This window comes from Pseudomonas sp. 06C 126 (assembly GCF_001855215.1).
GTDB classification, from domain to species: Bacteria; Pseudomonadota; Gammaproteobacteria; order Pseudomonadales; family Pseudomonadaceae; genus Aquipseudomonas; species Aquipseudomonas proteolytica.
The window spans coordinates 33,450-58,261 of sequence record NZ_MIFU01000074.1; the positions used below are offsets into that span (position 1 = coordinate 33,450).

The 24,812-nt window shown below is 60.6% G+C and carries 22 protein-coding genes; 7 read left to right on the plus strand and 15 right to left on the minus strand.

The window, feature by feature from the left end; all coding sequences use genetic code 11:
* Position 1 precedes the first annotated feature (1 nt).
* Genes BHC62_RS08930 through BHC62_RS08940 form a run of 3 tightly spaced genes read left to right on the plus strand, consistent with a single transcriptional unit; the run spans position 2 to position 4,291 of the window.
* Positions 2-1,129: a GNAT family N-acetyltransferase gene (locus tag BHC62_RS08930; protein WP_070994776.1), complete on the plus strand. Its 1,128-nt coding sequence runs from the start codon at positions 2-4 to the stop codon at positions 1,127-1,129.
* On the plus strand, positions 1,126-2,904 hold the full coding sequence (locus BHC62_RS08935; RefSeq protein WP_070994777.1) for a HAMP domain-containing sensor histidine kinase: 1,779 nt from the start codon (positions 1,126-1,128) through the stop codon (positions 2,902-2,904). Before BHC62_RS08930 ends, BHC62_RS08935 begins: the two co-directional genes overlap by 4 nt.
* Positions 2,894-4,291, plus strand: a complete 1,398-nt coding sequence (locus tag BHC62_RS08940; protein ID WP_029295157.1) for a sigma-54 dependent transcriptional regulator — start codon at positions 2,894-2,896, stop codon at positions 4,289-4,291. The genes BHC62_RS08935 and BHC62_RS08940 overlap by 11 nt, the downstream gene beginning before the upstream one ends.
* A gap of 147 nt (positions 4,292-4,438) precedes the next feature.
* Here the strand turns inward: BHC62_RS08940 and BHC62_RS08945 are convergent, their stop codons facing one another.
* From BHC62_RS08945 to BHC62_RS08995, 11 genes are all read right to left on the minus strand, one after another.
* Positions 4,439-4,777, minus strand: a complete 339-nt coding sequence (locus BHC62_RS08945; RefSeq protein ID WP_029295158.1) for a GlpM family protein — start codon at positions 4,775-4,777, stop codon at positions 4,439-4,441.
* 10 nt (positions 4,778-4,787) lie between these two features.
* The gene (locus BHC62_RS08950) at positions 4,788-6,128 is read right to left on the minus strand and encodes a sigma-54 dependent transcriptional regulator (protein WP_029295159.1); all 1,341 of its coding nucleotides are present in this window, start codon (positions 6,126-6,128) and stop codon (positions 4,788-4,790) included.
* Positions 6,125-8,026, minus strand: a complete 1,902-nt coding sequence (locus BHC62_RS08955) for an ATP-binding protein (protein WP_070994778.1) — start codon at positions 8,024-8,026, stop codon at positions 6,125-6,127. Before BHC62_RS08955 ends, BHC62_RS08950 begins: the two co-directional genes overlap by 4 nt.
* Before the next feature lie 162 nt (positions 8,027-8,188).
* Positions 8,189-8,923 carry an amino acid ABC transporter ATP-binding protein gene (locus BHC62_RS08960; RefSeq protein WP_029295161.1) on the minus strand — a complete coding sequence of 245 codons (735 nt, stop codon included), beginning with the start codon at positions 8,921-8,923 and terminating at the stop codon, positions 8,189-8,191.
* Positions 8,920-9,591 (minus strand): amino acid ABC transporter permease, encoded by a 672-nt coding sequence (locus BHC62_RS08965; protein ID WP_029295163.1) that lies wholly within the window; start codon positions 9,589-9,591, stop codon positions 8,920-8,922. Before BHC62_RS08965 ends, BHC62_RS08960 begins: the two co-directional genes overlap by 4 nt.
* Positions 9,591-10,337, minus strand: coding sequence for an amino acid ABC transporter permease (locus BHC62_RS08970; RefSeq protein WP_029295164.1), 747 nt, complete (start codon positions 10,335-10,337; stop codon positions 9,591-9,593). Before BHC62_RS08970 ends, BHC62_RS08965 begins: the two co-directional genes overlap by 1 nt.
* A gap of 192 nt (positions 10,338-10,529) precedes the next feature.
* Positions 10,530-11,462 carry a glutamate/aspartate ABC transporter substrate-binding protein gene (locus tag BHC62_RS08975; protein WP_029295166.1) on the minus strand — a complete coding sequence of 311 codons (933 nt, stop codon included), beginning with the start codon at positions 11,460-11,462 and terminating at the stop codon, positions 10,530-10,532.
* 317 nt (positions 11,463-11,779) lie between these two features.
* Complete coding sequence (gene glpD, locus BHC62_RS08980; RefSeq protein ID WP_070994779.1) at positions 11,780-13,318, minus strand: glycerol-3-phosphate dehydrogenase; 1,539 nt, start codon at positions 13,316-13,318, stop codon at positions 11,780-11,782.
* Between the two features lie 292 nt (positions 13,319-13,610).
* Entirely contained in the window at positions 13,611-14,366 is a 756-nt protein-coding gene (locus BHC62_RS08985; RefSeq protein ID WP_029295172.1) for a DeoR/GlpR family transcriptional regulator, read from the minus strand.
* Positions 14,367-14,463: 97 nt separating this feature from the next.
* Entirely contained in the window at positions 14,464-15,969 is a 1,506-nt protein-coding gene (gene glpK / locus BHC62_RS08990) for a glycerol kinase GlpK (RefSeq protein ID WP_070994780.1), read from the minus strand.
* 78 nt (positions 15,970-16,047) lie between these two features.
* On the minus strand, positions 16,048-16,902 hold the full coding sequence (locus BHC62_RS08995; protein WP_029295174.1) for an MIP/aquaporin family protein: 855 nt from the start codon (positions 16,900-16,902) through the stop codon (positions 16,048-16,050).
* Positions 16,903-17,272: 370 nt separating this feature from the next.
* Between BHC62_RS08995 and ybaK the strand changes: the two genes are divergently transcribed.
* A complete protein-coding gene (gene ybaK, locus BHC62_RS09000; RefSeq protein WP_029295178.1) occupies positions 17,273-17,743 on the plus strand; it encodes a Cys-tRNA(Pro) deacylase in 471 nt (156 codons plus the stop codon).
* A gap of 159 nt (positions 17,744-17,902) precedes the next feature.
* Here ybaK and BHC62_RS09005 read toward each other — a convergent pair whose 3' ends face one another.
* Both BHC62_RS09005 and argF read right to left on the minus strand, forming a co-directional pair.
* Positions 17,903-19,012 carry an ABC transporter ATP-binding protein gene (locus tag BHC62_RS09005; RefSeq protein ID WP_070994781.1) on the minus strand — a complete coding sequence of 370 codons (1,110 nt, stop codon included), beginning with the start codon at positions 19,010-19,012 and terminating at the stop codon, positions 17,903-17,905.
* On the minus strand, positions 19,009-19,929 hold the full coding sequence (argF, locus tag BHC62_RS09010; RefSeq protein WP_029295181.1) for an ornithine carbamoyltransferase: 921 nt from the start codon (positions 19,927-19,929) through the stop codon (positions 19,009-19,011). Before argF ends, BHC62_RS09005 begins: the two co-directional genes overlap by 4 nt.
* Before the next feature lie 435 nt (positions 19,930-20,364).
* Between argF and BHC62_RS09015 the strand changes: the two genes are divergently transcribed.
* Positions 20,365-22,473: a molybdopterin oxidoreductase family protein gene (locus tag BHC62_RS09015; RefSeq protein ID WP_070994782.1), complete on the plus strand. Its 2,109-nt coding sequence runs from the start codon at positions 20,365-20,367 to the stop codon at positions 22,471-22,473.
* A 103-nt stretch (positions 22,474-22,576) separates the two neighbouring features.
* Complete coding sequence (grxD, locus tag BHC62_RS09020) at positions 22,577-22,915, plus strand: Grx4 family monothiol glutaredoxin (protein ID WP_029295186.1); 339 nt, start codon at positions 22,577-22,579, stop codon at positions 22,913-22,915.
* A gap of 166 nt (positions 22,916-23,081) precedes the next feature.
* On the opposite strand, the gene bfr is transcribed toward grxD, so the two are convergent.
* On the minus strand, positions 23,082-23,552 hold the full coding sequence (bfr, locus tag BHC62_RS09025; protein ID WP_038442996.1) for a bacterioferritin: 471 nt from the start codon (positions 23,550-23,552) through the stop codon (positions 23,082-23,084).
* A gap of 201 nt (positions 23,553-23,753) precedes the next feature.
* Positions 23,754-23,972 carry a bacterioferritin-associated ferredoxin gene (locus BHC62_RS09030; protein WP_038442994.1) on the minus strand — a complete coding sequence of 73 codons (219 nt, stop codon included), beginning with the start codon at positions 23,970-23,972 and terminating at the stop codon, positions 23,754-23,756.
* 235 nt (positions 23,973-24,207) lie between these two features.
* Between BHC62_RS09030 and BHC62_RS09035 the strand changes: the two genes are divergently transcribed.
* Positions 24,208-24,810 carry a peroxiredoxin gene (locus BHC62_RS09035; RefSeq protein WP_003172097.1) on the plus strand — a complete coding sequence of 201 codons (603 nt, stop codon included), beginning with the start codon at positions 24,208-24,210 and terminating at the stop codon, positions 24,808-24,810.
* The last annotated feature ends 2 nt before the right edge of the window (positions 24,811-24,812 follow it).

A 24,812-nucleotide genomic window follows, 5' to 3' on the forward strand; every position in this document is an offset into this window, starting at 1 on the left:
TGTGATAACCGCGCAAACCTTCCCGAGTATCCAAGCCATCGACCGCAGTGCCTGGAACGACTGCTTTCCCCAGGCCCTGGAGGATTGGGACTACTACGTCGCCGTGGAAAACGCCGCTATCGACGACTTCCAATGGCGCTACCTGGCCCTTTATGAGGAGGGGCGGCTGCTGGCGGTGGCCCCGGCGTTCATCACCCATTACCGCCTCGACACCACCGTCTCGGGTATTGGCAAGCGCTTAACCCAACGCCTGGAACGCTGGTGGCCGGGCGCATTGTGCCTGGGCCTGTACGCCATCGGTTCGCCGGTGGCCGAGCAATGCCATGCCGGTGTCGCCAGCCATGTGCCGGCGGCGCGCCGTGGTGCCTTGTTGCAACAACTGCTGGCCGCCGCACGGCGGGATGCCGATGCATTCGGCATCGGTTTGCTGGCGGTCAAGGATGCTCCGACCCAGGATCAGGACTGGGCCGACAGCTGCAAGGCCGCCGGCCTGCACAGCATGCCGAGCCTGCCGACCGGGCTGCTGCCGCTGCCCTACGGTTCGGTGGATGCCTACCTGGGCTCCCTGGGCAAATCCACGCGCAAGGACTTGCGGCGCAAGCTACGCGCGCCGGGGCCACAGGTGGAGTGGCGGGACAATGTCGATGACGTATTGCCAGATATCATGCGTCTCTACGAAGCGACCCTGGCCCGCGCCGACCTGCAATTCGAACGCCTGCCCGCCGGTTATTTCAGCCAGGTGCTCGCCCAGCTTGAACAACGGGCGCGCTGTGTACTTTACTGGGTGGATGGGCAGTTGGTGGCGTTCAACCTGGTGCTGCTCGACCAGCATCGGCTGATCGACAAGTTCTTTGCCCATGACCTGGCCCACAGCCGCGAACATAACCTGTACTTTCGCAGTTGGCTGACCAACGTCGACTACTGCATCGAGCACAATATTGCGTTGTATGAGTGCGGGCAGGCGGGGTATGCCAGTAAGCTACGCCTGGGCTGCGGGTTCGCCGGCAATACCCTGTTTTTCCAGCACCGCAACCGCTTGCTCGACACCCTGCTCAAAGTGCTAAAAGTGTTTATTCGCCCGGACCGATCCGACCCTGCCATGGCTGCTGCAATAAGCGAAACCCGATGATTGCCAAAACCCGCCAGAAAGCCCGCCCGTTTGCCATTTCCCGCTGGAGCCTGCAGCGCAAGCTGGTGTTGGCGTTCTGGTTGGTGACGGTGATCCCGACGATGATCGCCGCGGAGCTGGCGGCCACCACCCTGTCGCAGATTTTCGACAGTAACGTGCGCATCTGGCTGCAAGAGTCGACCCGGATCGTCAAGGACGAAGTCAGCGACATCCTGCACGACAACGCCCGCGTGGCGCAGATCTTCCTGCGTTATGTGCGTCCGCCCTCCACCCATGAAGCGATGCGGCATGACCGTTTGATCGCGGACATTGCCAGCGCCACTGATATTGACGTGGTAACGCTGATTCGCAGCAGCGACGGCAAAGTGATGTTCAGCACCGTGGGCGATGATGTGGTGAAACAAATCAGCCTCGCCCCCAATGCCGTATTGCAAACCGTGCAGGTTGGCGGCGTGGCCACCGGGGCGGTGATTTCCTCGTTCGAAACCACTCAGGACGGTGTCGATTACGAACTGTTGGTGGGCACGTACCTGGACAGCAGCTTCCTGACCAGTGTCGCCGAGGTCCACTCCCTGGACTTGCGCCTGTACCTGGCCAACACCGACGGCTTCTCGGAGATCTTCTCGACCCAGCGTTTTGAAGATCACCCGACCCGCGTGCCGAAATCCGTGGAAACCCTGCTGCGCAGCACCAAGCAGCCTAGCGAGCAATTCACCAGCAACTACAGTGGCCTGTACTGGCCGATCTTCAATGACACCGGCGAGTTGCAGGGTGTGATCTTCAGCGGCCTGCTGCGCCACACCAGCCTGGTGGGGCTGGTGAACCAGAGCAATCTGTTCGTGCTGATCTTCCTGCTCAGTTCCGCCTTGTCCCTGGGCGCCGGTGTGTTGGTTTCCAGGCACCTGACGCGGCCGCTGCGTGAGTTGTCCCAGGGCGTGAGTGCGGTGATCAGCGGCAATTACCAGCACCGCGTGGCCGTCACCGGCGGCGACGAGTTGGCGCAACTGAGCAGCACCTTCAACCACATGACCGAGCGCCTGGGCGAATTGCATCACCTCGAGGCCCAACTGCGTCGGCGCGACCGCCTGCATGCCCTGGGCGAAGTGGCGATGGGCCTGGCCCACGAAATTCGCAACCCATTGGGCATCATCAAGACCGCGACCCAACTGCTGCACCGCCGCACGGACCTGCCGGAGACCGACAAGCGCCACCTGGAATATGTGGTCAGCGAAGTCAGCCGGATCAATGACCTGATCACCGACTTTCTCGATTTCGCCAAACCCAGCGAGCCCCTGCGCAGCCAGCAGCTGGCGCGGCCACTGGTGGAAGACATCCTGGGGTTCTGCGCGCCGGAGCTGGCGAGCCACGCCATCGACGCCCATCTCGACGACCAGGCGCCTGGCGCGACCCTCTATGTGGACGCCAAGCAATTCAAGCAGGCGTGCCTGAACCTGATTCTCAACGCCATCGATGCCATGCCCCAGGGCGGGCGCCTGACGTTAAGCATCAGCCGCGCGGACCAGTCCACAGTGATCAGCGTCAGCGACAGCGGGCAGGGCATCCCGGCAGAGATGATCGAGCGGATCTTTACCCCCTTCGTCACCACCAAGGCCTCGGGCACTGGCCTTGGCCTGGCGAAAGTCTATTCGATCATGGAAAGTCACGATGGCCGCATCGAATGCACCAGCGAGAAGGATGCCGGCGCAACCTTCAGCCTGTACATTCCGGCCAGCGGTGAAGATGACGGCGACGACGAGGACAGTCATGACGCATAACATATTGGTGGTCGACGACGAGCCCAAACTCTGCGATTTGCTGGCCTCGGCCCTGAGCCAGAACGATATCCAGGTGTTTATCGCCGGCAATGGCCTGCATGCCCTCAAGGTGCTGGAGCAGGAAGATATCGACCTGGTGATCAGCGATTGGCGTATGCCCGGCATGGACGGCCCGCAGTTGCTGGCCGAGATCAAGGTACGCTACCCACAGTTGCCGGTGATCGTGATGACGGCCTACAGCACTGTGAAAAATGCCGTGCAGTCGATGCGCAACGGCGCCTACGACTACATTGCCAAGCCCTTCGATATCGACGAGCTGGACATCACCGTGGCCAAGGCCTTGCAGTTTCGCGACATCATGCGCGACAACGCGCGGCTGCGCGCCGAGCTCGACGAGCATGCGCAGTTCGACAGCCTGGTGGGCGACAGCCCGGCGTTCCGCCGTGTGCTGCAAGCGGTGGATTCGGTGCGCGAAAGCAACGCCACCATCCTGTTGACCGGCGAAAGCGGCACCGGCAAGGAAATGGTCGCCCGCGCCATTCACAAGCATGGCAACCGCGCCGATAAACCCTTCGTCGCGGTCAATTGCGCTGCGATCCCCGAAGGCTTGCTGGAAAGCGAAATGTTCGGCCATCGCAAGGGCGCCTTTACCGGCGCTGTGGCCGATCGGGTAGGGCGTTTCATGCAGGCCGACAAGGGCACGCTGTTTCTCGACGAGGTGGGCGATATGCCCCTGGCGTTGCAGGCCAAGATCCTGCGCGCCTTGCAGGAGCGGGTGATCGAGCCGGTGGGCGACCCCCGCGAGCGCAAGGTGGATGTGCGGGTGATCGCCGCCACCAACAAGAACCTGCTGGAAGCCGTGGCGAACAAGGAGTTTCGCGAGGACCTCTACTACCGTCTCAACGTGTTCCCAATCCCGCTGCCCGCCCTGCGCGAACGTGTCGAAGACATCGCCCCGCTGGCCCGCCACTTTGCCCGCAGCCTGAGCGCCAATGCCGGTAAACGCATCACCGGCTTCAGCGCAGACGCCTTGCAGGCCATGGCGGCCTACAGCTGGCCGGGCAATATCCGCGAGCTGCAAAACTGCGTGGAGCGCGCGACCATCGTCGCGGCGAGCCCGGTGATTGAAGATATCGACTTGCCGGCCTATCTGTTCGCGTCCCAGCCGACGGCGGGTGACGTGACGACGATTCTCAGCGAAGGCCCGGGCGTGCCTCGGGACCTGGATGCCGCGCTGGCAGAAGTAGAGAAGGCGTACATCCTGGCGGCGTTGCAGGAGAGCAATGGCGTGCAGGCGGCTGCGGCGTCAAGGATCGGGATTTCCGAGCGCAGCTTCTGGTACCGCTTGAAAAAGCTCGGGATCCAGATCGACAAGATCGTGCGCTGAGCCCTGGGAGTTACACAGATCAAATGTGGGAGCTGTCGAGCCCCGGCGAGGCTGCGATGCAGGCAACTCGGTTTTACAGGTGTATCGAGTTGATCCTATCGCAGCCTCGCCGGGGCTCGACAGCTCCCACAGGGGATCAGCGCAGGCTCAGGCGTGGATGCGTACCCACACGCTGACCAGTACCGTCGCGGCCATCAGCCAGGCTACTGCGGCGACTGCCAGCGAGGCCTCCAGGCGCATGCGGTCGACCATCACATACAAGGTCGCCAAGTACACAAAGTACGGAATGATCGACCACATGCCGAACACAATCGTGGTTTTCAAGTCGTCCACCGAGCGGCCCTTGCCGACGATGTAGTGGGCGATCAGGGCAAAGGTCGGAAACAGCGGCACCAGGCCGGCGATGTAGTAGTTCCTGGTCTTGGCCAGCACTGCCAGGAGTAATACCACCGCCGCACCGAGGGCGGCCTTGAAAACTAAATCCACGCAGTACTCCTTAGTGGTTCAGGCCGTATTTCTTGACCTTGTCGAACAGGGTGGTCTTGGCCATGCCCAGCTCCAGGCTGGCCTGGGTCAGGTTGCCGCCGCTGCGCTGCAGGGCGTCGCTGAGCAGGTTGCGCTCAAAGGCTTCCACCGCCTCGGTAAAGGCCAGGCCATGGTTGTCGGGGCTGTTACCGCTCTTCTTGAAGGCCGGCAGGCCCAGGGCAAAGCGTTCGGCGACGTTGCGCAGTTCACGCACGTTGCCGGGCCAGTCGTGGCTCATCAGGCTGGACAGGGTCTGGTTGTCCAGCTCCGGGGCGATGCGGTCGAAGCGCAGGGATGACTGCTGCAGGAAGTGTTCGAACAGTTGCAGGATATCTTCGCGACGCTCGCGCAGGGGCGGCAGTTCCAGGGTCACTACGTTCAGGCGGTAGTACAAGTCGCTGCGGAACTGGTTGGCGCGGCTCAATTCGTCAAGGTCTGACTTGGTCGCGGCGATCACCCGGCAATCCACCGCCACGCTCTGGTTCGAGCCCAGGCGTTCCAGGGTGCGCTCCTGCAAGACCCGCAGCAGTTTGATCTGCAGGTTCATCGGCATGCTTTCCACTTCGTCGAGGAACAGCGTGCCTTCGTGAGCATGTTCGATCTTGCCGATCCGCCGCTTGCCCGCGCCGGTGAAGGCGTTGGCTTCGTGACCGAAAATCTCGCTTTCAAACAGGTTTTCCGGCAGGCCGCCGCAGTTCAGGGCCACGAACTGGTGGGCGTGGCGGCGGCTGAAGTCGTGCAGGCAGCGGGCGACCAGTTCCTTGCCGGTGCCGGTCTCGCCTTCGATCAGCACGTTGGCTGAGGTGTCGGCGACATTGGCGATCAATTCCCGCAGGTTCTGCATTGCCGGCGAGCGCCCGATGATCCGGCCTTCCAGGGAGTCGCGCTCGGCCAGCTGCCGGCGCAACGCCCAGACTTCCCGGGCCAGGCCGCGCTGTTCGAGGGCGCGGCGCACCACGTCCACCAGGCGTTCCGGGGAAAAAGGTTTTTCCATGAAGTCATAGGCGCCGTTGCGCATCGCGCCCACGGCCATGGAGATGTCGCCGTGGCCGGTGATCAGCACCACCGGCAGGCTTTTATCCAGGGCCTTGAGGCGGGTCAACAGCTCCAGGCCGTCGATGCCGGGCAGGCGGATATCGCTGATCACAATGCCGGCGAAGTTCTCGCCGACGCGCTTGAGGGCCTCTTCGGCACTGGCCACGCCGACGCTGGGAATATCTTCCAGGGCCAGGGCTTGCTGGCAGCCGAGCAACACATGGGGATCGTCTTCGACGATCAGCACGGTCAGTTCGGTATTGGGTTGGCTGTTCATATCGATTCGCCGGGTTGATGGCCTGCCAGGGGCAGGCTCAGGACAAAGGCCGTACCACCATCGGCCGGGTGCTCGACGGCCAGGTTGCCGCCGGTGGCCGCCGCGAGGCTGGCCGACAGGGTCAGGCCCAGGCCTAAACCTTGCTCGCCGGGTTTGGTGGTGAAAAAGGGTTCGAACAGGTGCTTGCGGGTCTCTGGGTCGATGCCATGCCCGTTGTCCCGCACCCGCAGGCGGTATTTGCCTTCATGGATATCACTTTCCAGCCACAGCTCGGGGGCGGGTTGGGCGTGCATCGCGTCCAGGGCGTTGCCGATCAGGTTGACCAGGATCTGCTCCAGGCGCGTCTGGTCGATTTGCAACATGGCCTGGCTGAAACCGCGGTGTACGGTCAGCGGCAGGTTGTCGAGGCGGCTGCCCAGGACCTGGAACGCCGCGTCCACGGCCTTGGCCAGGCTGGCTTCACCCTGGTCGTCACCACGCCGGGCAAACGAGCGCAGGCTGGCGGTGATGCGGCCCATGCGGTCGATCAATTCATTGATGGTCTTGAGGTTGGTGCTGGCGGTATCCAGGGCACCGCGCTCCAGGAAGCGCACGGTGTTGCCGGACAAGGTGCGCAAGGCTGCCAGGGGCTGGTTCAGTTCATGGGCGATGCTGGTCGACATCTGGCCGATGGCCGCCAGTTTTCCGGCCTGGACCAATTCGTCCTGGGCCCGGCGCAGGGTTTCTTCGGCCTGGCGTCGCTCGCGGATCTGCGCCTTGAGCCGTTCGTTGCTGGCGCGCAGGTCGGTGGTACGCTCGGCAATCCGCCGCTCCAGTTGGTTGTTGGCTTCCTGCAGGGCCTCGCGGGCGGCCAGGCGTGTGGCGATCACCTTGCGCCGCTCATTCCAGGCAATCAGCAGGAACGCCACCAGGGCAAAGGCCACCGCCACGAGGATGCCCTGGTTGATCGCGGCCTGGCGCAGGTCGTTGAGCGGGGTGAGCAGGGTGAAATTCCACGGCGTGTCGTTCAGTGGCCGGGTCTGGGCCAGGTAGGTGACTTCCTGGTCGTCGGCCACCACTTCACTGTTGGCGGGGAAGGTCAGCTTCTCGGTGCCGGCGTCGAGGTGCTCGCGGGCCAGGGGTTGCAGTTCGTTGAGGGTCGCCCAGTAATACTGCAGGCTGCGGGCCAGGCGCTCCTTGGTCTCGTCGCTCAGCGGGCGCACGGCCTTGAGCCGGCGCGCCGGGTCGCTGGAGAGGATGATGATGCCGTTCTCATCGCTGACGAAGGCTTCCAGGCGCGCGCGCTGCCAGCGTTCTTCCAACGCTTCGAGACGCACCTTGACCACCGCGACGCCAATGATCTTGCCGCGTTCTTCCAGGCCATGGGCCAGGTAGTAGCCGGGTTCGCCATTGGTGCTGCCGATGCCATAGAAACGGCCGGGCTGGCCACGCACGGCATTCTGGAAATAGGCGCGGAACGACAGGTCTTCACCCAGGTAACTGTCGATATCGCGCCAGTTACTGGTGGCCATCACGCGGCCGGTGGTGTCCATCACATAAATCGCCCGGCTGCGGCTGCGCCGGTTCAGGCCTTCGAGGTATTCATTGACGGTTTGCCGGTGTTCCGGGCTTGGCTCGGCCAGCAGCTTGGAGACACTGGACTCCAGCTCCAGCAGGCTGGGCAGGTAGGTGTATTTGCTGATCTCACTTTCGACCGTGCGCGCATGCAGCTCCAACTGGCGCTCACCGTTCTCGCCCAGGGTCCGGATGCCGTAGTACTCGCTGGTCCAGAAGCCGATAAAACCCAGGCCGATCATCAACAGGATGATCAGAGGCGGCAGGAACAATTGGCGGATCAGACGGGGCTTCACGGCAAGTGATGGCGGTGCGGCGCGATAGAGGGTGGGGTCGCATTTCATCACAGATGCCTTGGGTCAACCAGCGCTTGCCTGGACCGGTGTGGGAGCGGGCTTGCCCGCGATGACGGTAGGTCAGCCACAGATAGGTTGACTGATACACCGTAATCGCGGGCAAGCCCGCTCCCACAGGGCCCGGGTTCTACAGTGGACGCTGTGTCGTGCTTAGTGCTGCAGGATTTTCTCGAGGAAGTGCTGCGCACGTTCGGAGCGGGCGCTGATATCGCCGAAGAACTCTTCTTTAGGGCAGTCCTCGATGATCTTGCCGGCGTCCATGAAGATCACACGGTCGGCCACTTTACGGGCGAAGCCCATTTCGTGGGTCACGCACATCATGGTCATGCCTTCCTGGGCCAGTTGCACCATCACGTCCAGTACTTCGTTGACCATCTCCGGGTCCAGAGCCGAAGTCGGTTCGTCGAACAACATGACGATCGGGTCCATGGCCAGTGCACGGGCAATCGCCACGCGCTGCTGCTGGCCGCCGGACAGTTGGCCCGGGTGCTTGTCCTTGTGCGCCGACAGACCCACGCGCTCCAGCAATTGCAGGCCTTTCTTGGTGGCTTCTTCCTTGCTGCGGCCCAGCACCTTGATCTGCGCGACCGTCAGGTTTTCGGTGATGGTCATGTGCGGGAACAGTTCGAAGTGCTGGAACACCATGCCCACGCGCGAGCGCAGTTTCGGCAGGTTGGTCTTCGGGTCGGCAATCGAGGTGCCGTCGACCACGACGTCACCTTTCTGGAACGGTTCCAGGGCGTTGACGCACTTGATCAGGGTGGATTTGCCCGAGCCGGACGGCCCGCACACCACGATCACTTCGCCTTTTTTGACATCAGTGCTGCAATCGGTCAGCACCTGGAAGTCGCCATACCACTTGTTGATGTTCTTGATAGAGATCATACGGCAAACCTTTTTTGCAGACGCTTGACCAGCAGCGAGGCGGCAAAGCTGATGATGAAGTAGACGACACCGGCAAAGATCAGGAACTCATTGGAGCGGCCGATAATGTCGCCGTTGGAGCGAGCGGAGTTGAGGAAGTCCACCAGGCCCACGGTGTAGACCAGCGAGGTGTCCTGGAACAGGATGATGCTCTGCTGCAACAGCAGCGGGGTCATCTTGCGGAACGCCTGGGGCAGGATGATCAGGCGCATGGTCTGGCCGTAGGTCATGCCCATCGCTTGTGCTGCAGCCATCTGGCCCTTGGGGATCGACTGCACGCCGGCCCGCACGATTTCGCAGAAGTACGCGGCCTCGAACATCATGAATGCCACGACGCAGGAGGTGAACGCGCCGATTGGCGTGTCTTCGCCGGTGATCCAGCGCAACACGAACGGCACCGCCAGGTAGAACCAGGTGATCACCAGCAGCAGCGGGATCGAGCGGAAGTAGTTCACGTAGGCGCCGGCCACGCGGGACAGCAGCTTGCTGGAGGACAGGCGCATCAACGCCAGGATGGTCCCGAGGACGATGCCGCCGACCACGCCCATGACCATCAGCTTCAAGGTCATGACCATGCCGTTCCACAGGCCAGGGAAGGCCGGGATAATGCCGCTGAAATCGAATTCCATTATTTACCCCCCACGGAAATCAGGCCGGGCACTGCGACTTTCTTCTCTACCACGCGCATCAGCAACATCAGGCTCATGTTCAGGGTGAAGTAGATCAGCGTGGCCAGGGTGAAGGCTTCAAACAGGTTGGCCGAGAACTCGGCGGTCTGCTTGGTTTGCGCCAGCAACTCCATCAGGCCGATCAAGGACGCCACGGAGGAGTTCTTGAAGACGTTGAGGAATTCCGAGGTGAGCGGCGGAATGATGATCCGGTAGGCCTGGGGCAACAGCACGTTCCAGTAGATCTGCGACAGGCTGAAACCCATGGCGCGCGCGGCGGCTTCCTGACCGTGGGGCAGGGCCTGGATACCGGTACGCACTTGTTCACATACGCGGGCGGCGGTGAACAGGCCCAGGCACACGACAACGCTCAGGTAGGCCGAGGTGGTCGGGTTCAAGTCTTGTTTGTACCAGTCCTGCAGGTTCTGCGGCAGCAGGTCGGGTACCAGGAAGTACCAGATGAACAGCTGTACCAGCAGTGGCACGTTACGAAAGAGTTCCACGTAGCAGGTGGCGATGCCGGCCACGAGCCGATTAGGCATCGTGCGCATTACGCCCAGTACCGAGCCCAGCAGCAAGGCAACGATCCAGGCCACGATGGCGATGGCGATGGTCCAGCCCAAACCGGAGATGAACCAGTCGAGATAGGTCTCGCTGCCCACGCCGGTGGACTTGAAGAATACGCCCCAGTCCCAGTTGTAATTCATTAGGGTCTCCCCCGAAATCGATCGATGTACAAGCACCCGCTTGGGGAAAATCCATTCCCGCCTGACGGTGAACGTCAGGCACACAAGATCGGCTCGGAAACCGCCAGGTCGAGTGTTCCAAATAATGCCAGCAGGTAGTAACAGACACCTGAGGGAGGGTTGGCTCCCTCAGGGGATAAGGTTAGTTCGGAATCAGGACTTTTTTTCAGCCGTTTTGTCGTCGGCCGCCTTATCGGTCGGGTTCGCGATCAGGGCCTTGAGTTCGTCGCTCATCGGGAACATCAGGTTCAGGCCTTTTGGTGGGATCGGCGAGCTGAACCACTTGGTGTAGATGTTGTTGATTTCGCCGGACTTGTAGGTAGCGACGATGGCGTCATCCACAGCCTTCTTGAACGGGGCATCGCCTTTGCGAACCATGCAGCCGTAGATTTCGAAGGATTGTGGCGTGCCGGTCACGGCCCAGTCGGTTGGCTTCTTGGCCTTGGCCATTTCACCGGCCAGCAGTGCGTCGTCCATCATGAAGGCAACGGCACGGCCGCTTTCCAGCATCTGGAAGGATTCACCGTGGTCCTTGGCGGAGATGACGTTCATGCCCATCTGCTTGTCAGCGTTCATGGACTTGAGGATGCGCTCGGAGGTGGTACCGGCGGTGGTTACGACGTTCTTGCCCTTGAGGTCAGCGAAATCCTTGTAGGTCGAGTCCTTTTTGGACAGCAGACGGGTACCAATTTCGAAGATGCCAACGGAGAAGTCGACTTGTTGCTGACGCTCGACGTTGTTGGTGGTGGAACCACACTCAACGTCTACGGTGCCGTTCTGCACCAGCGGGATGCGGGTTTGGGAGGTGACCAGGTTGTATTTGACCTTCAGCTCGCCTTCCTTCATGCCGAGGTCTTTCTCGACAGCTTTCACGATGGCCAGTTGAATGTCGTGGGAGTAGCCCACTGGCTTGCCAGAGCCGTCCGCGATGTAGGAGAACGGGATGGAGGCGTCGCGGTGGCCCAGTGTGATGGTGCCCGACTCTTTGATTTTCTTCAGCGTGCCGGTCAGTTCGGCGGCGAAGACTGGAGTGCTAATCAGAGCGGCAGCGATGGCTGCGCCCAAAATATGGGGAACGATACGCATCAATACTTCCTCGACATTTGTTTTTTTTATGAAGCCTGGACGGCTCTTTCGATACAGCGAATGCCTGTGACGGCTCCTGAAGCATCTCAGGCAAACACGTCCCAAGTGTAGAGCATGAGTCGTGCCAGACTGCTAATAAAGATATAACTATATGATTTATATAGTGATTAACTTTATGTGACGATGTTTATCCGGTGTTTAAGTCCGGCAAACCGAATCGCCGGCAGTAACGCGTTCGGAAAACCGAATTTGTAGGGGCCGGCTTGAGGCGCAAGCCAAAAAAAGCCCCTGGACCTTTCGGTGCAGGGGCTGGGTAGTCATGCTGCTTCGATCTTGCTGCGGTTCTGCTCCAGCTTGATCAGGTAGCGCTGCAGGTTTTCCTGCTCCTCGGGGGTGGTGAACAGCCCGAGCTTGGTGCGACGCCATAGAATGTCGTAGGCCTGGGTAGCCCATTCCTCGGCGCACAGGTAGTCCACTTCCCGGGTGTACAGCCCGCCACCCAGATGCTCGCCGAGGTCGGCCAAGGATTGCACGCCTTCGAGCAGGCGCCAGGTGCGACTGCCATAGGTGGTCGACCAACGGCGGGCGATTTCGCTGGGGATCCATTCGTACTTGCTGCGAATGTCCGTGGCCAGGGCTTCTGGCGTGGTCATTTCTTCGCCGCCGGGCAGGCTGGCCTTGGCGGTCCAGCTTGGCTTGATATGGGGGAAGTAGGGGGCCAGTTGCGCCAGTGCCGACTCCGCAAGCTTACGGTAGGTGGTCAGCTTGCCGCCAAACACCGACAGGATCGGCGCTTCTTCACCTGTGCCCGACAACGCCAGGGTGTAGTCGCGGGTAATGGCCGACGGGTTGTCCGACTCGTCGTTGCACAGCGGACGCACGCCGGAGTAGGTGTGCACGATATCGTCGCGGCTCAACTGCTGCTTGAAGTGGGCGTTGACCACCTTGAGCATGTAGTCCGTTTCACCTTCGGTAATCGCCACTTTCGCTGGATCGCCGGTGTACTCACGGTCGGTGGTACCGATGATGGTCAGGTGATTGAGGTACGGAATGGTGAAGACGATGCGCCCGTCTTCGTTCTGCAGGATGTGCGCGTGGGCACCTTCGTACAGTTTCGGCACGATCAGGTGGCTGCCCTGGATCAGGCGGATGCCGTAGGGCGAATCCAGCTTCAGGTCATCCTTGATGAACTTGGCAACCCACGGGCCGGCCGCGTTCACCAGCGCCTTGGCGCGGATCGAGAACAGGCTGCCATCGGCGCGCTCCAGGTGCAGGTGCCACAGGCCCTTGCTGCGACGGGCGCTGACGCAACGGGTCTGGGTGTGGATGTGTGCCCCTTTTTCCCGGGCGGCCATGGCGTTGAGCACCACCAGGCGTGCGTCATCGACCCAGCAGTCGGAGTATTCGAAACCCTTGGTGATTTCGCTTTTCAGCGGGCTGTCGGCACCGAACTTCAGGCTTTTGGAGCCAGCGAGTTTTTCGCGCTTGCCGAGGTGGTCATACAGAAACAGGCCAGCGCGGATCATCCACGCCGGGCGCAGATGTGGACGATGGGGCAGCACAAAGCGCATCTGCTTGACGATGTGCGGGGCCTTGGCCAGCAGCACTTCGCGTTCGGCCAGGGCTTCGCGCACCAGGCGGAATTCGTAATGTTCAAGGTAGCGCAGGCCGCCGTGGATCAGCTTGCTGCTGGCGGAGGAGGTGTGGCTGGCCAGGTCGTCCTTTTCGCAAAGGAATACCGACAGGCCGCGACCGGCTGCATCTGCCGCGATGCCCACGCCATTGATCCCGCCACCGATAACGGCAACATCATAGACTTCGGCAAGGGGTGGAGCAGGCAAGGTGGAGGGGGTCATCGGCTGGCCTCGCGATCTTTATTTATATTTGAATTCGAACATTAATGTTCATTTGCGAAAATGGTAGCTCATAAACGCGGGCGCAGCCAGTCGCCTTCGATTGAAAAAACTCATCGAAGGGCCGGAAAAGGAAAAATTGTGAACATTGAGCCTGGTGTTGGCCCAAGAGAGTTGTGGCCTTGTAGGTCGCTATCGCGGGCAAGCCCGCTCCCACAGGTTGATCACATTCCAATGTGGGAGCGGGCTTGCCCGCGATGACGGCAGTACAGGCACCAGAGATTCAGTCGGAGGCTTATACGACTTCCAGGCGAATCTTATGCTGGTTGAGCAACTGCACCAGCGCCGGCACCGGCTGCTGATCGGTAACCAGGCAATCAATCAAGCTGATCGGGCCCAGGCGAATCATGGCGTTGCGCCCGAATTTGCTGGAGTCCGCCGCCAGGATCACCTTGCGTGCATTGGCAATGATCGCCTGGGAAACCCGCACTTCCTGGTAATCGAAGTCCAGCAGGCTGCCGTCCTCGTCGATACCGCTGATCCCCACCAGGGCGAAGTCGACCTTGAACTGGTTGATAAAGTCCACGCTGGCCTGGCCCACCACGCCGCCGTCACGGCGCACATTGCCGCCGGTGAGGAGCACGTCGAAGTCGTCCTTGGCGCTGAGCATCATGGCGACGTTGAGGTTGTTGGTGATGATCTTCAGGTGGCTGTGGTTGAGCAGCGCCCGGGCGATGGACTCGGTGGTGGTGCCGATATTGATGAATAGCGAGGCGTGATCAGGGATCTGTGCGGCAATAGCTTCGCCGATACGCTGTTTTTCATCGCGCATCTGGTCGGCACGCATGGCGTACTCGGTGTTTTCGACGCTGGAGTCATAGGCGGCGCCGCCATGGTAGCGGCGCAGCAGGTTGGCTTCGGCCAGTTGATTGATGTCGCGGCGGATGGTTTGCGGGGTAACAACGAACAGCTGCGCCATTTCCTCGATGCTGACATAGCCGCGTTCGCGGACCAGTTCGAGGATTTGCTGCTGACGGGGAGGCAGATTCATGGGGCGTCCTTTGGGCTGCCGTACAAAAAAGTGGCCCATGATGACGCAGGAATCTGCTCCCTGCCAGTTGCAACCCTAAGTGGGTCCGGCGCGTGGCTTATTCAGCGCCTTCGTGGGGTTCCCAGTCGCGGGTGCGGCTGACGGCTTTTTTCCAGCCGGCGTAGAGTTTTTCTTTGGCCGGTTCGTCCAGTTGCGGTTCGAATTCGCGCTCGATCACCGCCTTGCCACGCAGCTCATCCAGGCTGCCCCAGAAGCCACAGGCCAGGCCGGCCAGGTAGGCCGCGCCCAATGCGGTGGTCTCGCGCATTTGAGGGCGCTCGACCTGGGTGCCGAGGATGTCGGCCTGGAACTGCATCAAGAAGTTGTTGGCCACGGCGCCGCCGTCCACCCGCAGGGATTTGAGGCGTTCACCAGAGTCCTGCTGCATGGCGTCGAGCACATCGCGGGTCTGGTAGGCAATCGACTCCAGGGCCGCACGAATGATGTGATCGACACGTACGCCGCGGGTCAGGCCGAACAGTGCGCCACGGGCATAGGGGTCCCAGTACGGCGCGCCGAGGCCGGTGAACGCTGGCACCAGGTACACGCCGTTGCTGTCCTTGACCTTGTTGGCGAAGTACTCGGTGTCGTGGGCATCGTTGATGATCTTCAGCTCGTCGCGCAGCCATTGCACGGTGGAGCCGCCGTTGAACACTGCGCCTTCGAGGGCGTAGGCCACTTCGCCACGTGGGCCGCAAGCGATGGTGGTGAGCATGCCGTGCTTGGATTTGACCGCCTTGTCGCCGGTGTTCATCAGCAGGAAGCAGCCGGTGCCGTAGGTGTTTTTCGCCTGGCCGGGCTCGACGCACATCTGGCCGAACAGCGCCGCTTGCTGGTCGCCGGCAATCCCGCCAATGGCAATCCCGCTTTTGGTGCGGCCGTAGATTTCCGAAGAGGATTTAACCTCCGGCAGCATCTCGCGCGGGATGTCCAGCACCTCGAGCATCTTCGCGTCCCACTCCAGGGTGTGGATATTGAAGAGCATGGTGCGCGAGGCGTTGGTGTAGTCGGTGACGTGGGTCTTGCCGCCGGTAAATTTCCAGATCAGCCAGCTGTCGATGGTGCCGAACAGCAGTTCGCCATTGCGCGCGCGTTCGCGGCTGCCTTCGACGTTATCGAGGATCCACTTGAGCTTGGTGCCAGAGAAGTACGGGTCGGTGACCAGGCCGGTGGTGTCGCTGATGTATTGCTCATGGCCGTCACGCTTGAGTTGCTGACAGATCTCGGTGCTGCGGCGGCATTGCCAGACGATGGCGTTGTAGATCGGGCGGCCGGTGATCTTGTCCCAGACCACCGTGGTTTCACGCTGGTTGGTGATGCCGATGGCGGCCACCTGATCGTGGTGCAGGCCGGCCTGTGCCAGGGCCTCGACCATCACGGCGCTTTGGGTGGCGAAGATTTCCATCGGGTCATGTTCGACCCAACCGGCTTGCGGGTAATGCTGGACGAATTCACGTTGGGCGGTGCACACCACGTTGGCGTCACGATCAAAGATGATCGCCCGGGAACTGGTGGTGCCCTGATCGAGGGCAATGATGTAGTTCTTATTCTGTGTGTCGGTCATGTCGATTGCCTTGGACGGAAAAAGGGAGTGGGTAAGTAGCCTGGGCCGCAAAGGGCAGAAGGGCTCAGGCTACCGCTTTCAGGAAGTTCGGGTGTTACCGCTGGCGGCGGTGTCGGCTGCATCAGTTGTAGCAGGTGCAGCGTTGGGCAGATGGCGGGCAATCAACCCGCGATAGGCCGCAGCGCCGAGGCAGGCACCGACAATCGGTGCAAGGATCGGAATCAGGAAATAAGGAATATCGCGCCCGCCGGTGAAGGCCATTTCACCCCAACCGGCGAAAAACGTCATCAGCTTGGGGCCGAAATCCCGGGCCGGGTTCATCGCAAACCCGGTCAGCGGGCCCATGGCACTGCCGATCACCGCGATCAGCAAGCCGATCAGCAGTGGCGCCAGGGGGCCACGGGGCAAGCCGTTATTGTCGTCGGTCAGGGCCATGATCACGCCCATCAGGATGGCGGTGATAACCATCTCCACCAGGAATGCCTGGGCGGTATTGAGCAGGGCGTGAGGGTAGGTGGAGAAGACCGAAGCCAGTTCCAGGCTGGCCGCCGAGCCACGAACCATGTGGTGAGTTTGTTCGTAATCGAAAAACAGGTTGCTGTAGAGCGTGTAGACCAACGCAGCCGAACAGAAGGCGCCGGCAACCTGGGCGATGATATAGAAGGGCAGTTTGCGCTTGTCGAAATCGGCAAAGATGCACAGCGCGATGCTGACGGCTGGATTGAGATGAGCCCCGGAAATGCCGGCACTCAGGTAGATCGCCATGCTCACGCCGATCCCCCAGATGATGCTGATCTCCCACAAGCCGAAGCTGGCACCCGCGACCTTGAGCGCAGCGACGCAGCCGGTGCCGAAGAAGATCAGCAGCGCGGTGCCGAGGAACTCGGCCATGCATTGGCTTGAAAGTGAAGGCTGTTGAAGAGCAGTTGTCATTGAAAACCTCGTTTTTTTTCTTGTCTGGCGCTGTGCCTCAACGGGCCTCGCGCGATTTTCACCGTCACCAAAATCCCCATCCCGGCCACGGCTACTGCTCGGATACTGTGGGTGTATTCCTACAGTATTCGGAAACGAAAAAATATAGACAAGAAACACCGCTGTCAAAGGTCGAAAGTGAACGGTCGGTCATTTTCAAACTATTAGTGTGATGAATGATCGCGCTACTACGTTGGCGCAACGGGCGGCAAGCGTGCCCAGGCGCTGCGCGGATTGGTCGCACGGTGCCCTGCACTAGAGCGTTTTGCCTGGGTTTGTCCTAGAATCGGCGGTCTGCTTTTCCACGTTTCCCACAAGCCTGGAGCCCCCAATGACACCCGCATTGGACTTGTTGAAAAAAGTTCGCGCCGAACATCGCATCCACAGTTACGAACATGACCCCAAGGCCGCCTCTTATGGCCTGGAGGCCGCGGAAAAATTGAGCCTGGATCCTGCGCGGGTGTTCAAGACCTTGCTCGCCAGCAGCGAAAAAGCTGAGTTATTGGTGGCGGTGGTGCCGGTCGTCGGAAGTCTGGATTTGAAGGCCCTGGCGCATGCTGCGGGCGTGAAGAAAGTCGAGATGGCCGACCCGGCAGCGGCGCAGCGCTCTACCGGTTATTTGTTGGGGGGGATCAGCCCGTTGGGGCAGAAGAAGCGCTTGCGCACGTTCATCGATGTGAGCGCGCAGCCTTTTGCGACAATATTTGTCAGCGCAGGCAGGAGAGGACTTGAGGTGGAGTTGGCGGCGGCGGTGTTGGCAGAGCACACCCAGGCGACATTTGCGCCGATTGGCCGGGCGTAACGTCAAGAACAGCGGGATCGAATGTGCGAGCCAGCCTCGGTGGGAGCTGGCTTGCCTGCGATAGCATCACCTTGATGCAACTGACAGACCCAGGCGCCCGCATCGCGAGCAAGCCCGGTTCCCACACTAGCGCGCTGTCACATTTTGGATCGGGTTTCTTCAACTGGTAGTGCTGTAGCGCCGCACACCTGACTCCACCTGCGCAATCTGCGCCGCCGTGCTCCCCGAGGCCTGGAACAGCACCAGATGCTCGGCCGCCACGCGGACTCCCACCTGCGCACCCACCTGATGGTCGGCATGGCTGGGGAAAATCGATTCCAGCTGGGCCCCGGTCGGCAACTGCAAGCGGTAGAGGGTCGAGGCACCGAGGAACGTCTTGCCGACGATCTGCGCTTTCAGCGTGCTGTCGGGTGCATAAACGACGTCATCCGGGCGCAGTAACACATCCACCGCGCTGCCAGTCGGCCAGGTATAGGCACGATTGCCGCGCAATTCGCCCAGCTCGGTGCTGACCGATTCCGGCGAACTCAATTGCCCGCGGATGAAGTAACCCTGGCCAATAAAACTTGCGACATAAGGCGTCAGCGGTTCGTGATAGAGGTTGTAGGGCGTATCCCATTGTTCCAGCCGGCCTTCCTTGAACACACCCACGTGGTCGCTCACGGCAAAGGCTTCTTCCTGGTCATGGGTGACCAGGATCGCACTGGTACCACGGGCCTTGAGGATGTCCCGTACTTCATGGCTGAGCTTGCGCCGCAGCTCACCATCAAGGTTGGAGAAGGGCTCGTCCAGCAGCAGCAACTGCGGCTCGGGTGCCAGCGCACGGGCCAGGGCCACACGCTGTTGCTGGCCGCCGGAAAGTTCGTGAGGGAAGCGCTTGCCCAGGTTCTTCAGGTTGACCAACTCCAGCAATTCAGCCACCACGCGCTCTTTTTGCGGGTGTTTGCGAATGCCGAAGCCGATGTTGTCGGCCACGCAGAGGTGTGGAAACAGTGCGTAGTCCTGGAACACCATGCCAATGCGGCGTTTCTCCGGTGCCAGGGTAAAACCGGCGCTGGAGATCACTTGGCCGGCCAGGTTTATTTCGCCTTCGTGCACCGGCTCAAACCCGGCAATCGCGCGCAGGGTGGTGGTCTTGCCGCAGCCGGAAGAGCCCAGCAGGCAACCGATATCCCCGGCATTGAGGTGCAGATTGAGGTTCTGCACCACCCGTTGGTCCTGATAGCCGCATGCCAGATTGCGCAGGTTCAGCAGAAGTGGCTGGCTCATGCGTGGTGATACGCCGGTGGCACCAGGAACTCCAGCAGGGCCTTCTGGGCGTGCAGGCGGTTTTCTGCCTGGTCCCAGGCGACGGAGCGCTGGTCGTCTAACAGGTCGAGGCTGATTTCTTCGCCGCGATGGGCCGGTAGGCAGTGCATGAACAACACATCCGGCGCGGCAAGGTCGAGCAATTCACGGGTGACTTGATAAGGTGCGAACAAGGCCAAGCGCTTGGCGGTCTCGTCTTCCTGGCCCATGGAGGTCCAGACGTCGGTGCTCACCAGGTGCGCGCCGACCACCGCGTCTTTCGGGTCGCGCACGATTTGAACGCGGGCGTCGGCCTTGGCCAGGAATTCGGCGCTGGGCTCGTAGCCTTCAGGGCAGGCAATGCGCAGATGGAAGTCGAACTGGATCGCCGCTTCTATATAGCTGTTGCACATATTGTTGCCATCGCCGACCCAGGCTACGGTCTTGCCCTGGATCGAGCCGCGATGTTCGAGGAACGTCTGCATATCGGCCAGCAACTGGCACGGATGCAGGTCATCGGACAGCCCGTTGATCACCGGCACCCGCGAGTTGGCGGCAAATTCGGTGAGGGTGCTATGGGCGAAGGTACGGATCATCACCGCATCGAGCATGCGCGACATGACAATGGCGCAATCGCTGATCGGCTCGCCCCGGCCCAGTTGGGTGTCCCGGGGCGACAGGAAAATGGCTTGGCCGCCGAGCTGGATCATGCCGGCTTCGAAGGACAGGCGGGTACGGGTGGACGATTTCTCGAAAATCATCCCGAGTACGCGGTTTTTCAAAGGCTCGAACAGTACGCCGCGATTACGCAGGTCTTTAAGCTCAATGCCTCGACGGATCACGCTGACCAGCTCTTCGGGCGTGCAATCCATCAGGGAGAGAAAGTGCCTTGCGCTCATCATTAACTACCTTTTTGCAACAGACCGCAGATACTCAAAGCCTTGTTTATTGTGACAACGGGCGAGACCTGCGGCGAAAGCCGCACTGGGCGACGAAATAGGGGGAGGCGCGATATTGACACTAAATGTCGCGTCTTACCAATAGGCTACGGTTTTTTAGAGGGGGTCAAAGGGGCGGGAATTGCACTTTTGAGGCCTGTTTACGGACAGCAGCGGGTCATTTGTACACTGGCGCCGCGACCTTTTGCAATGTGTGATGGCGGCCTCGGGCCAGGTCGCGTCAGTTTCCCGGGCGGTGCGGGAGGTTTTTGAAACATTTACTCATGCTTACCCATGGCCTGGCCTGATGCCCGTTGATTCACAGGGCGAACGTTGCTGGCGTCGCTGGAGGGCGCGGCCCATAGTCGGGCCAAAGCCCTAATAAAGAGACTGGCCATGACCAAGACTCTCCATCACCGTGCCTGCCACCTGTGCGAAGCGATCTGCGGCCTGACCCTAGAAACCACCACCTCGGACGCAGGCAGTATTGCCATCACCTCGATCAAGGGTGACGCCCAGGACACCTTCAGTCGTGGCCATATCTGCCCCAAGGCCGTGGCCCTGCAAGATATCCAGAACGATCCCGATCGCCTGCACCAGCCGATGCTGCGGGTGGGCAGCCAATGGCAGCCGATCCCCTGGGACGAGGCTTTCGCCCTGGTGGCCGAGCGGCTGGCGGGCATCCAGGCGCGGCATGGGCAGAATGCGGTGGCGGTGTACCAGGGCAATCCCAGCGTGCACAACTATGGCTTGATGACCCACAGCAACTATTTCCTCGGGCAGTTGAAGACGCGCAATCGCTTTTCCGCGACCTCGGTGGACCAACTGCCCCATCACCTCACAAGCCACTTGATGTATGGGCACGGGCTGTTGCTGCCCATCCCGGATATCGACCATACCGACTTCATGCTGATCCTGGGCGGCAACCCACTGGCTTCCAATGGCAGCATCATGACTGTGCCGGACGTGGAAAAGCGCCTGAAGGCGATTCAGGCGCGGGGCGGCAAAGTGGTGGTGGTCGATCCCCGGCGCAGTGAGACGGCGGCCATGGCCGACCAGCATCTGTTTGTGCGCCCCGGTGGGGACGCGGCGTTGCTGTTCGGACTGCTCAACACATTGTTCGCCGAACACCTGACCCGTGATAGCCACTTGCCGGTGGACGGACTGGACGAGGTGCGCCGCGCCATCGCGGGCTTTACCGCCGAAGCCATGAGCGCTCAATGCGCGGTGCCGGCCGAGCAGATCCGCCAGTTGGCGCGGGATTTTGCGGCCGCAGACAAGGCCGTCTGCTACGGGCGCATGGGGGTGTCGACCCAGGCATTTGGCACCTTGTGCCACTGGCTGGTGCAGTTGATCAACCTGGTCACGGGCAATCTGGACCGGGTAGGTGGCGCCGTGTGCACCGAGCCTGCGGTGGACCTGGTGGCGGCCACATCCGGCGGGCACTTCAATCGGTGGCAGAGTCGGGTGTCCGGGCGTCCCGAATACAGCGGCGAGTTGCCCGTGTCGGCCCTGGCTGAAGAAATGCTTACTGCGGGCGAAGGGCAGATCCGCGCGCTGGTCACAGTGGCTGGCAATCCGGTGTTGTCCACGCCGAACGGTCGGCAACTGGAGCAGGCGCTGGATGGCCTGGAGTTTATGGTCAGCGTCGACCTGTATATCAATGAAACCACCCGTTATGCCGACCTGATCCTGCCATCGACTTCGGCCCTGGAAAACGATCATTACGACACCACGTTCAATATGTTTGCGGTGCGTAACGTCACCCGCTTCAACCGGGCGATTCTGCCCAAGCCCGAGGGGGCGTTGCACGATTGGGAGATTTTCGTCGGCTTGGCCCAGGCGTTTGCGGCCCGTACCGGCAGCCCGCTCAAGCCCACGATGGCGCCGGCGCAGATGATTGATTTTGGCTTGCGGGCGGGGGCCTATGGTGACGCCTCCCCGCACAAGCTGTCGGTGGCCATGCTGGCCGATCATCCCCATGGTCTGGACCTGGGGCCCCTGAAGGCCAATCTGGCGGGGCGCTTGAAAACTGCCAATGGCCGGGTCCAGGCGGCGCCGCCGGTGATCCTGGCGGACCTGGCGCGGTTTGCGGCGTTGCCGCTGCCCAAGGTCGACGAGTTACTGTTGATCGGCCGCCGGCATGTACGCAGCAATAATTCGTGGATGCATAATTATCACCGGCTGGTGAAGGGCAAACCCCGCCATCAATTGCTGATGCACCCCGATGACCTTGCCCGTCGCCAACTGAGTGACGGGCAGCGGGTGCGGGTCAGTTCGCGGATCGGCATGATCGAAGTACAGGTGTTGGCCAGCCTGGAAATGATGCCCGGCGTGGTCAGCCTGCCCCACGGTTGGGGCCATGACCGCCCGGGTGTACACATGAACATCGCCAGTGCCCAGCCTGGGGCGAGTGCCAATGACCTGACGGATGAACGGCAGTTGGATGAGTTGTCGGGCAATGCGGCATTGAATGGCGTGCCGGTGCAGGTCGCGGCGGCGTGACGCAGTGAGTCTGTCGGGGAGCCCGAGCACCACGCTGGGATTTTGCGTTACAATGCGCCACCGTGCCGACCTGTGAGTCGCAAAGTTCCAGCCGAGGTGTTCCATGGATATCATCGAAACGATTAAAGAGCAGATTGCCAACAACACCATTCTGCTTTACATGAAGGGCGCCCCGAATGCCCCGCAGTGTGGCTTCTCCGCGAAGGCTTCCCAGGCTGTCATGCAGTGTGGTGAAAAGTTCGCTTACGTGGATATCCTGCAAAACCCGGAAATCCGCGCCAACCTGCCGAAGTACGCCAATTGGCCAACGTTCCCACAACTGTGGGTGGCCGGTGAGCTGGTCGGCGGTAGCGATATCATCACCGAAATGGCGGCTGATGGTTCGTTGCAGGCGCTGATCAAGGAGGCTGCTGAAAAAGCGGCTGCCAAGACCGAAGCGTAATTGGCGCACAATAAAAAGCCCCGCTTCTCATTCGAGAGCGGGGCTTTTTTGTACCTGTAGGAGCGAGCTTGCTCGCGAAGGACGTTAACGATAGCGCGAGCATTCTGAATGAACGCGGCGCCTTCACGCTTTTCGCGAGCAAGCTCGCTCCTACAATAATTAGAGATTACTCACCCATCTGCGATTGCAGGTAGTTCTCCAGGGTCACTTTGTCGATCAGGCCAACTTGGGTTTCCAGCCAGTCGATATGTTCTTCCTGGTCTTCCAGGATATCTTCCAGCAGCTCACGGCTGCCGAAGTCGCCCTTGGTCTCGCAGTGGGCGATGGCGGCCTTGAGGTCGGCATGGCTCTTGCGCTCGAAACCCAGGTCGCTGTTGAGCATTTCCAGGGTGTGCTCGCCGATGTTCAGCTTGCCCAGGTCCTGTACGTTCGGCAGGCCTTCAAGGAACAGGATGCGCTTGATCAGCGCGTCTGCGTCCTTCATAGCCTTGATCGATTCCTTGTACTCACGCTTGCCGAGTTTTTCCAGGCCCCAGTCGTCATACATGCGTGCATGCAGGAAGTACTGATTGATCGCGACCAGTTCATTGGCAAGGATTTTGTTGAGTTGCTGGATGACTGAGATGTCGCCTTTCATGATTGGGGTCCTGCCCTGTGTTCGCTGTATATAGGGCGGAGTTTGAGCTGCACGATTACTAGTGTCAAACCTAAGTTATTGAATAATAAATGAAAATTAATCGGAATAAGAATGTTTGTGTTCCGCGTCTTGGGCCTAACTATTTGAATTACAGGCATAAAAAAACCGGACACTAAGTCCGGTTCTTTAAAATAGGCTGTTTCAGGCGTGTGTAAATTCTGCCGAGTAGGGGATCGCGGCCTGGGCTACCTGCAGTTTTGTCAGGGTTTCCCGTACGACTTGCTTGGCAAGGCAGGCACATTTGCCGCATTGACTGGCAACGCCGGTGGTTTCACGCACTTCCTTGTAGCTGCAGCAACCTTCATAGATCGCTTCGCGGATTTGTCCGTCGGTGACGCCAGTGCAGAGGCAGACATACATAAGGGAGAACCATCGCGGTTTAAGGCTTAAGTGCGATGGATCTTAATGTTAACGAGAATGATTGTCAAAGTGCTTTCTCAAACCGTTGCCCCCCGTGGGGCCCTCACTGACGAACGGCTTTTTTCAGGTATGATGGTCGGTCTTTACGAAGCGTGATCGCGTCACAGGCCTGTCGTCAATTTGCGGCAGACTCAAGGGCGGTCCATTTACTTCAATTACCATCAGGAGATAACCAATGAGCGTACTCGTCGGCAAACAAGCCCCGGATTTCGACGTACCAGCCGTCCTCGGCAATGGCGAAATCGTTGACAGCTTCAAGCTGTCTGAAGCCATCAAAGGCAAATACGGCCTGGTGTTCTTCTACCCGCTGGACTTCACCTTCGTCTGCCCGTCCGAGCTGATCGCCCTGGATCACCGCATGGACGATTTCAAGGCGCGTAACGTTGAAGTGGTTGCCGTTTCCATCGACTCCCATTTCACCCACAACGCCTGGCGCAACACCGCCATCAATGATGGCGGTATCGGCAAAGTCAAATACACCATGGCTGCCGACATGAAGCACGACATCGCCAAGGCCTACGACGTTGAGTCCGAAGGCGGCGTGGCTTTCCGTGGCGCGTTCCTGATCGACGACAAGGGCGTTGTGCGCTCGCAGATCATCAACGACCTGCCGCTGGGCCGTAACATGGAAGAGCTGATCCGCCTGGTCGACGCTCTGCAATTCCACGAAGAGCACGGCGAAGTCTGCCCAGCCAACTGGAAAAAAGGCGACAAGGGCATGAACGCTTCGCCAGAAGGCGTTGCCGCTTACCTGACCGAGAACGCTGGCAAGCTGTAAGC

Coding starts and splice junctions, on each gene's coding strand:
- BHC62_RS08970 (WP_029295164.1), bottom strand. CDS start 10,337: ATGAATTACAACTGGGACTGGGGCGTATTCTTCAAGTCCACCGGCGTG.
- argF (WP_029295181.1), bottom strand. CDS start 19,929: ATGAGCGCAAGGCACTTTCTCTCCCTGATGGATTGCACGCCCGAAGAG.
- ybaK (WP_029295178.1), top strand. CDS start 17,273: ATGACACCCGCATTGGACTTGTTGAAAAAAGTTCGCGCCGAACATCGC.
- BHC62_RS09035 (WP_003172097.1), top strand. CDS start 24,208: ATGAGCGTACTCGTCGGCAAACAAGCCCCGGATTTCGACGTACCAGCC.
- BHC62_RS08935 (WP_070994777.1), top strand. CDS start 1,126: ATGATTGCCAAAACCCGCCAGAAAGCCCGCCCGTTTGCCATTTCCCGC.
- BHC62_RS08965 (WP_029295163.1), bottom strand. CDS start 9,591: ATGGAATTCGATTTCAGCGGCATTATCCCGGCCTTCCCTGGCCTGTGG.
- BHC62_RS08985 (WP_029295172.1), bottom strand. CDS start 14,366: ATGAATCTGCCTCCCCGTCAGCAGCAAATCCTCGAACTGGTCCGCGAA.
- BHC62_RS08960 (WP_029295161.1), bottom strand. CDS start 8,923: ATGATCTCTATCAAGAACATCAACAAGTGGTATGGCGACTTCCAGGTG.
- BHC62_RS08955 (WP_070994778.1), bottom strand. CDS start 8,026: ATGAAATGCGACCCCACCCTCTATCGCGCCGCACCGCCATCACTTGCC.
- grxD (WP_029295186.1), top strand. CDS start 22,577: ATGGATATCATCGAAACGATTAAAGAGCAGATTGCCAACAACACCATT.
- BHC62_RS08940 (WP_029295157.1), top strand. CDS start 2,894: ATGACGCATAACATATTGGTGGTCGACGACGAGCCCAAACTCTGCGAT.
- BHC62_RS08950 (WP_029295159.1), bottom strand. CDS start 6,128: ATGAACAGCCAACCCAATACCGAACTGACCGTGCTGATCGTCGAAGAC.
- BHC62_RS08975 (WP_029295166.1), bottom strand. CDS start 11,462: ATGCGTATCGTTCCCCATATTTTGGGCGCAGCCATCGCTGCCGCTCTG.
- BHC62_RS09015 (WP_070994782.1), top strand. CDS start 20,365: ATGACCAAGACTCTCCATCACCGTGCCTGCCACCTGTGCGAAGCGATC.
- bfr (WP_038442996.1), bottom strand. CDS start 23,552: ATGAAAGGCGACATCTCAGTCATCCAGCAACTCAACAAAATCCTTGCC.
- BHC62_RS09005 (WP_070994781.1), bottom strand. CDS start 19,012: ATGAGCCAGCCACTTCTGCTGAACCTGCGCAATCTGGCATGCGGCTAT.
- glpK (WP_070994780.1), bottom strand. CDS start 15,969: ATGACCGACACACAGAATAAGAACTACATCATTGCCCTCGATCAGGGC.
- glpD (WP_070994779.1), bottom strand. CDS start 13,318: ATGACCCCCTCCACCTTGCCTGCTCCACCCCTTGCCGAAGTCTATGAT.
- BHC62_RS09030 (WP_038442994.1), bottom strand. CDS start 23,972: ATGTATGTCTGCCTCTGCACTGGCGTCACCGACGGACAAATCCGCGAA.
- BHC62_RS08995 (WP_029295174.1), bottom strand. CDS start 16,902: ATGACAACTGCTCTTCAACAGCCTTCACTTTCAAGCCAATGCATGGCC.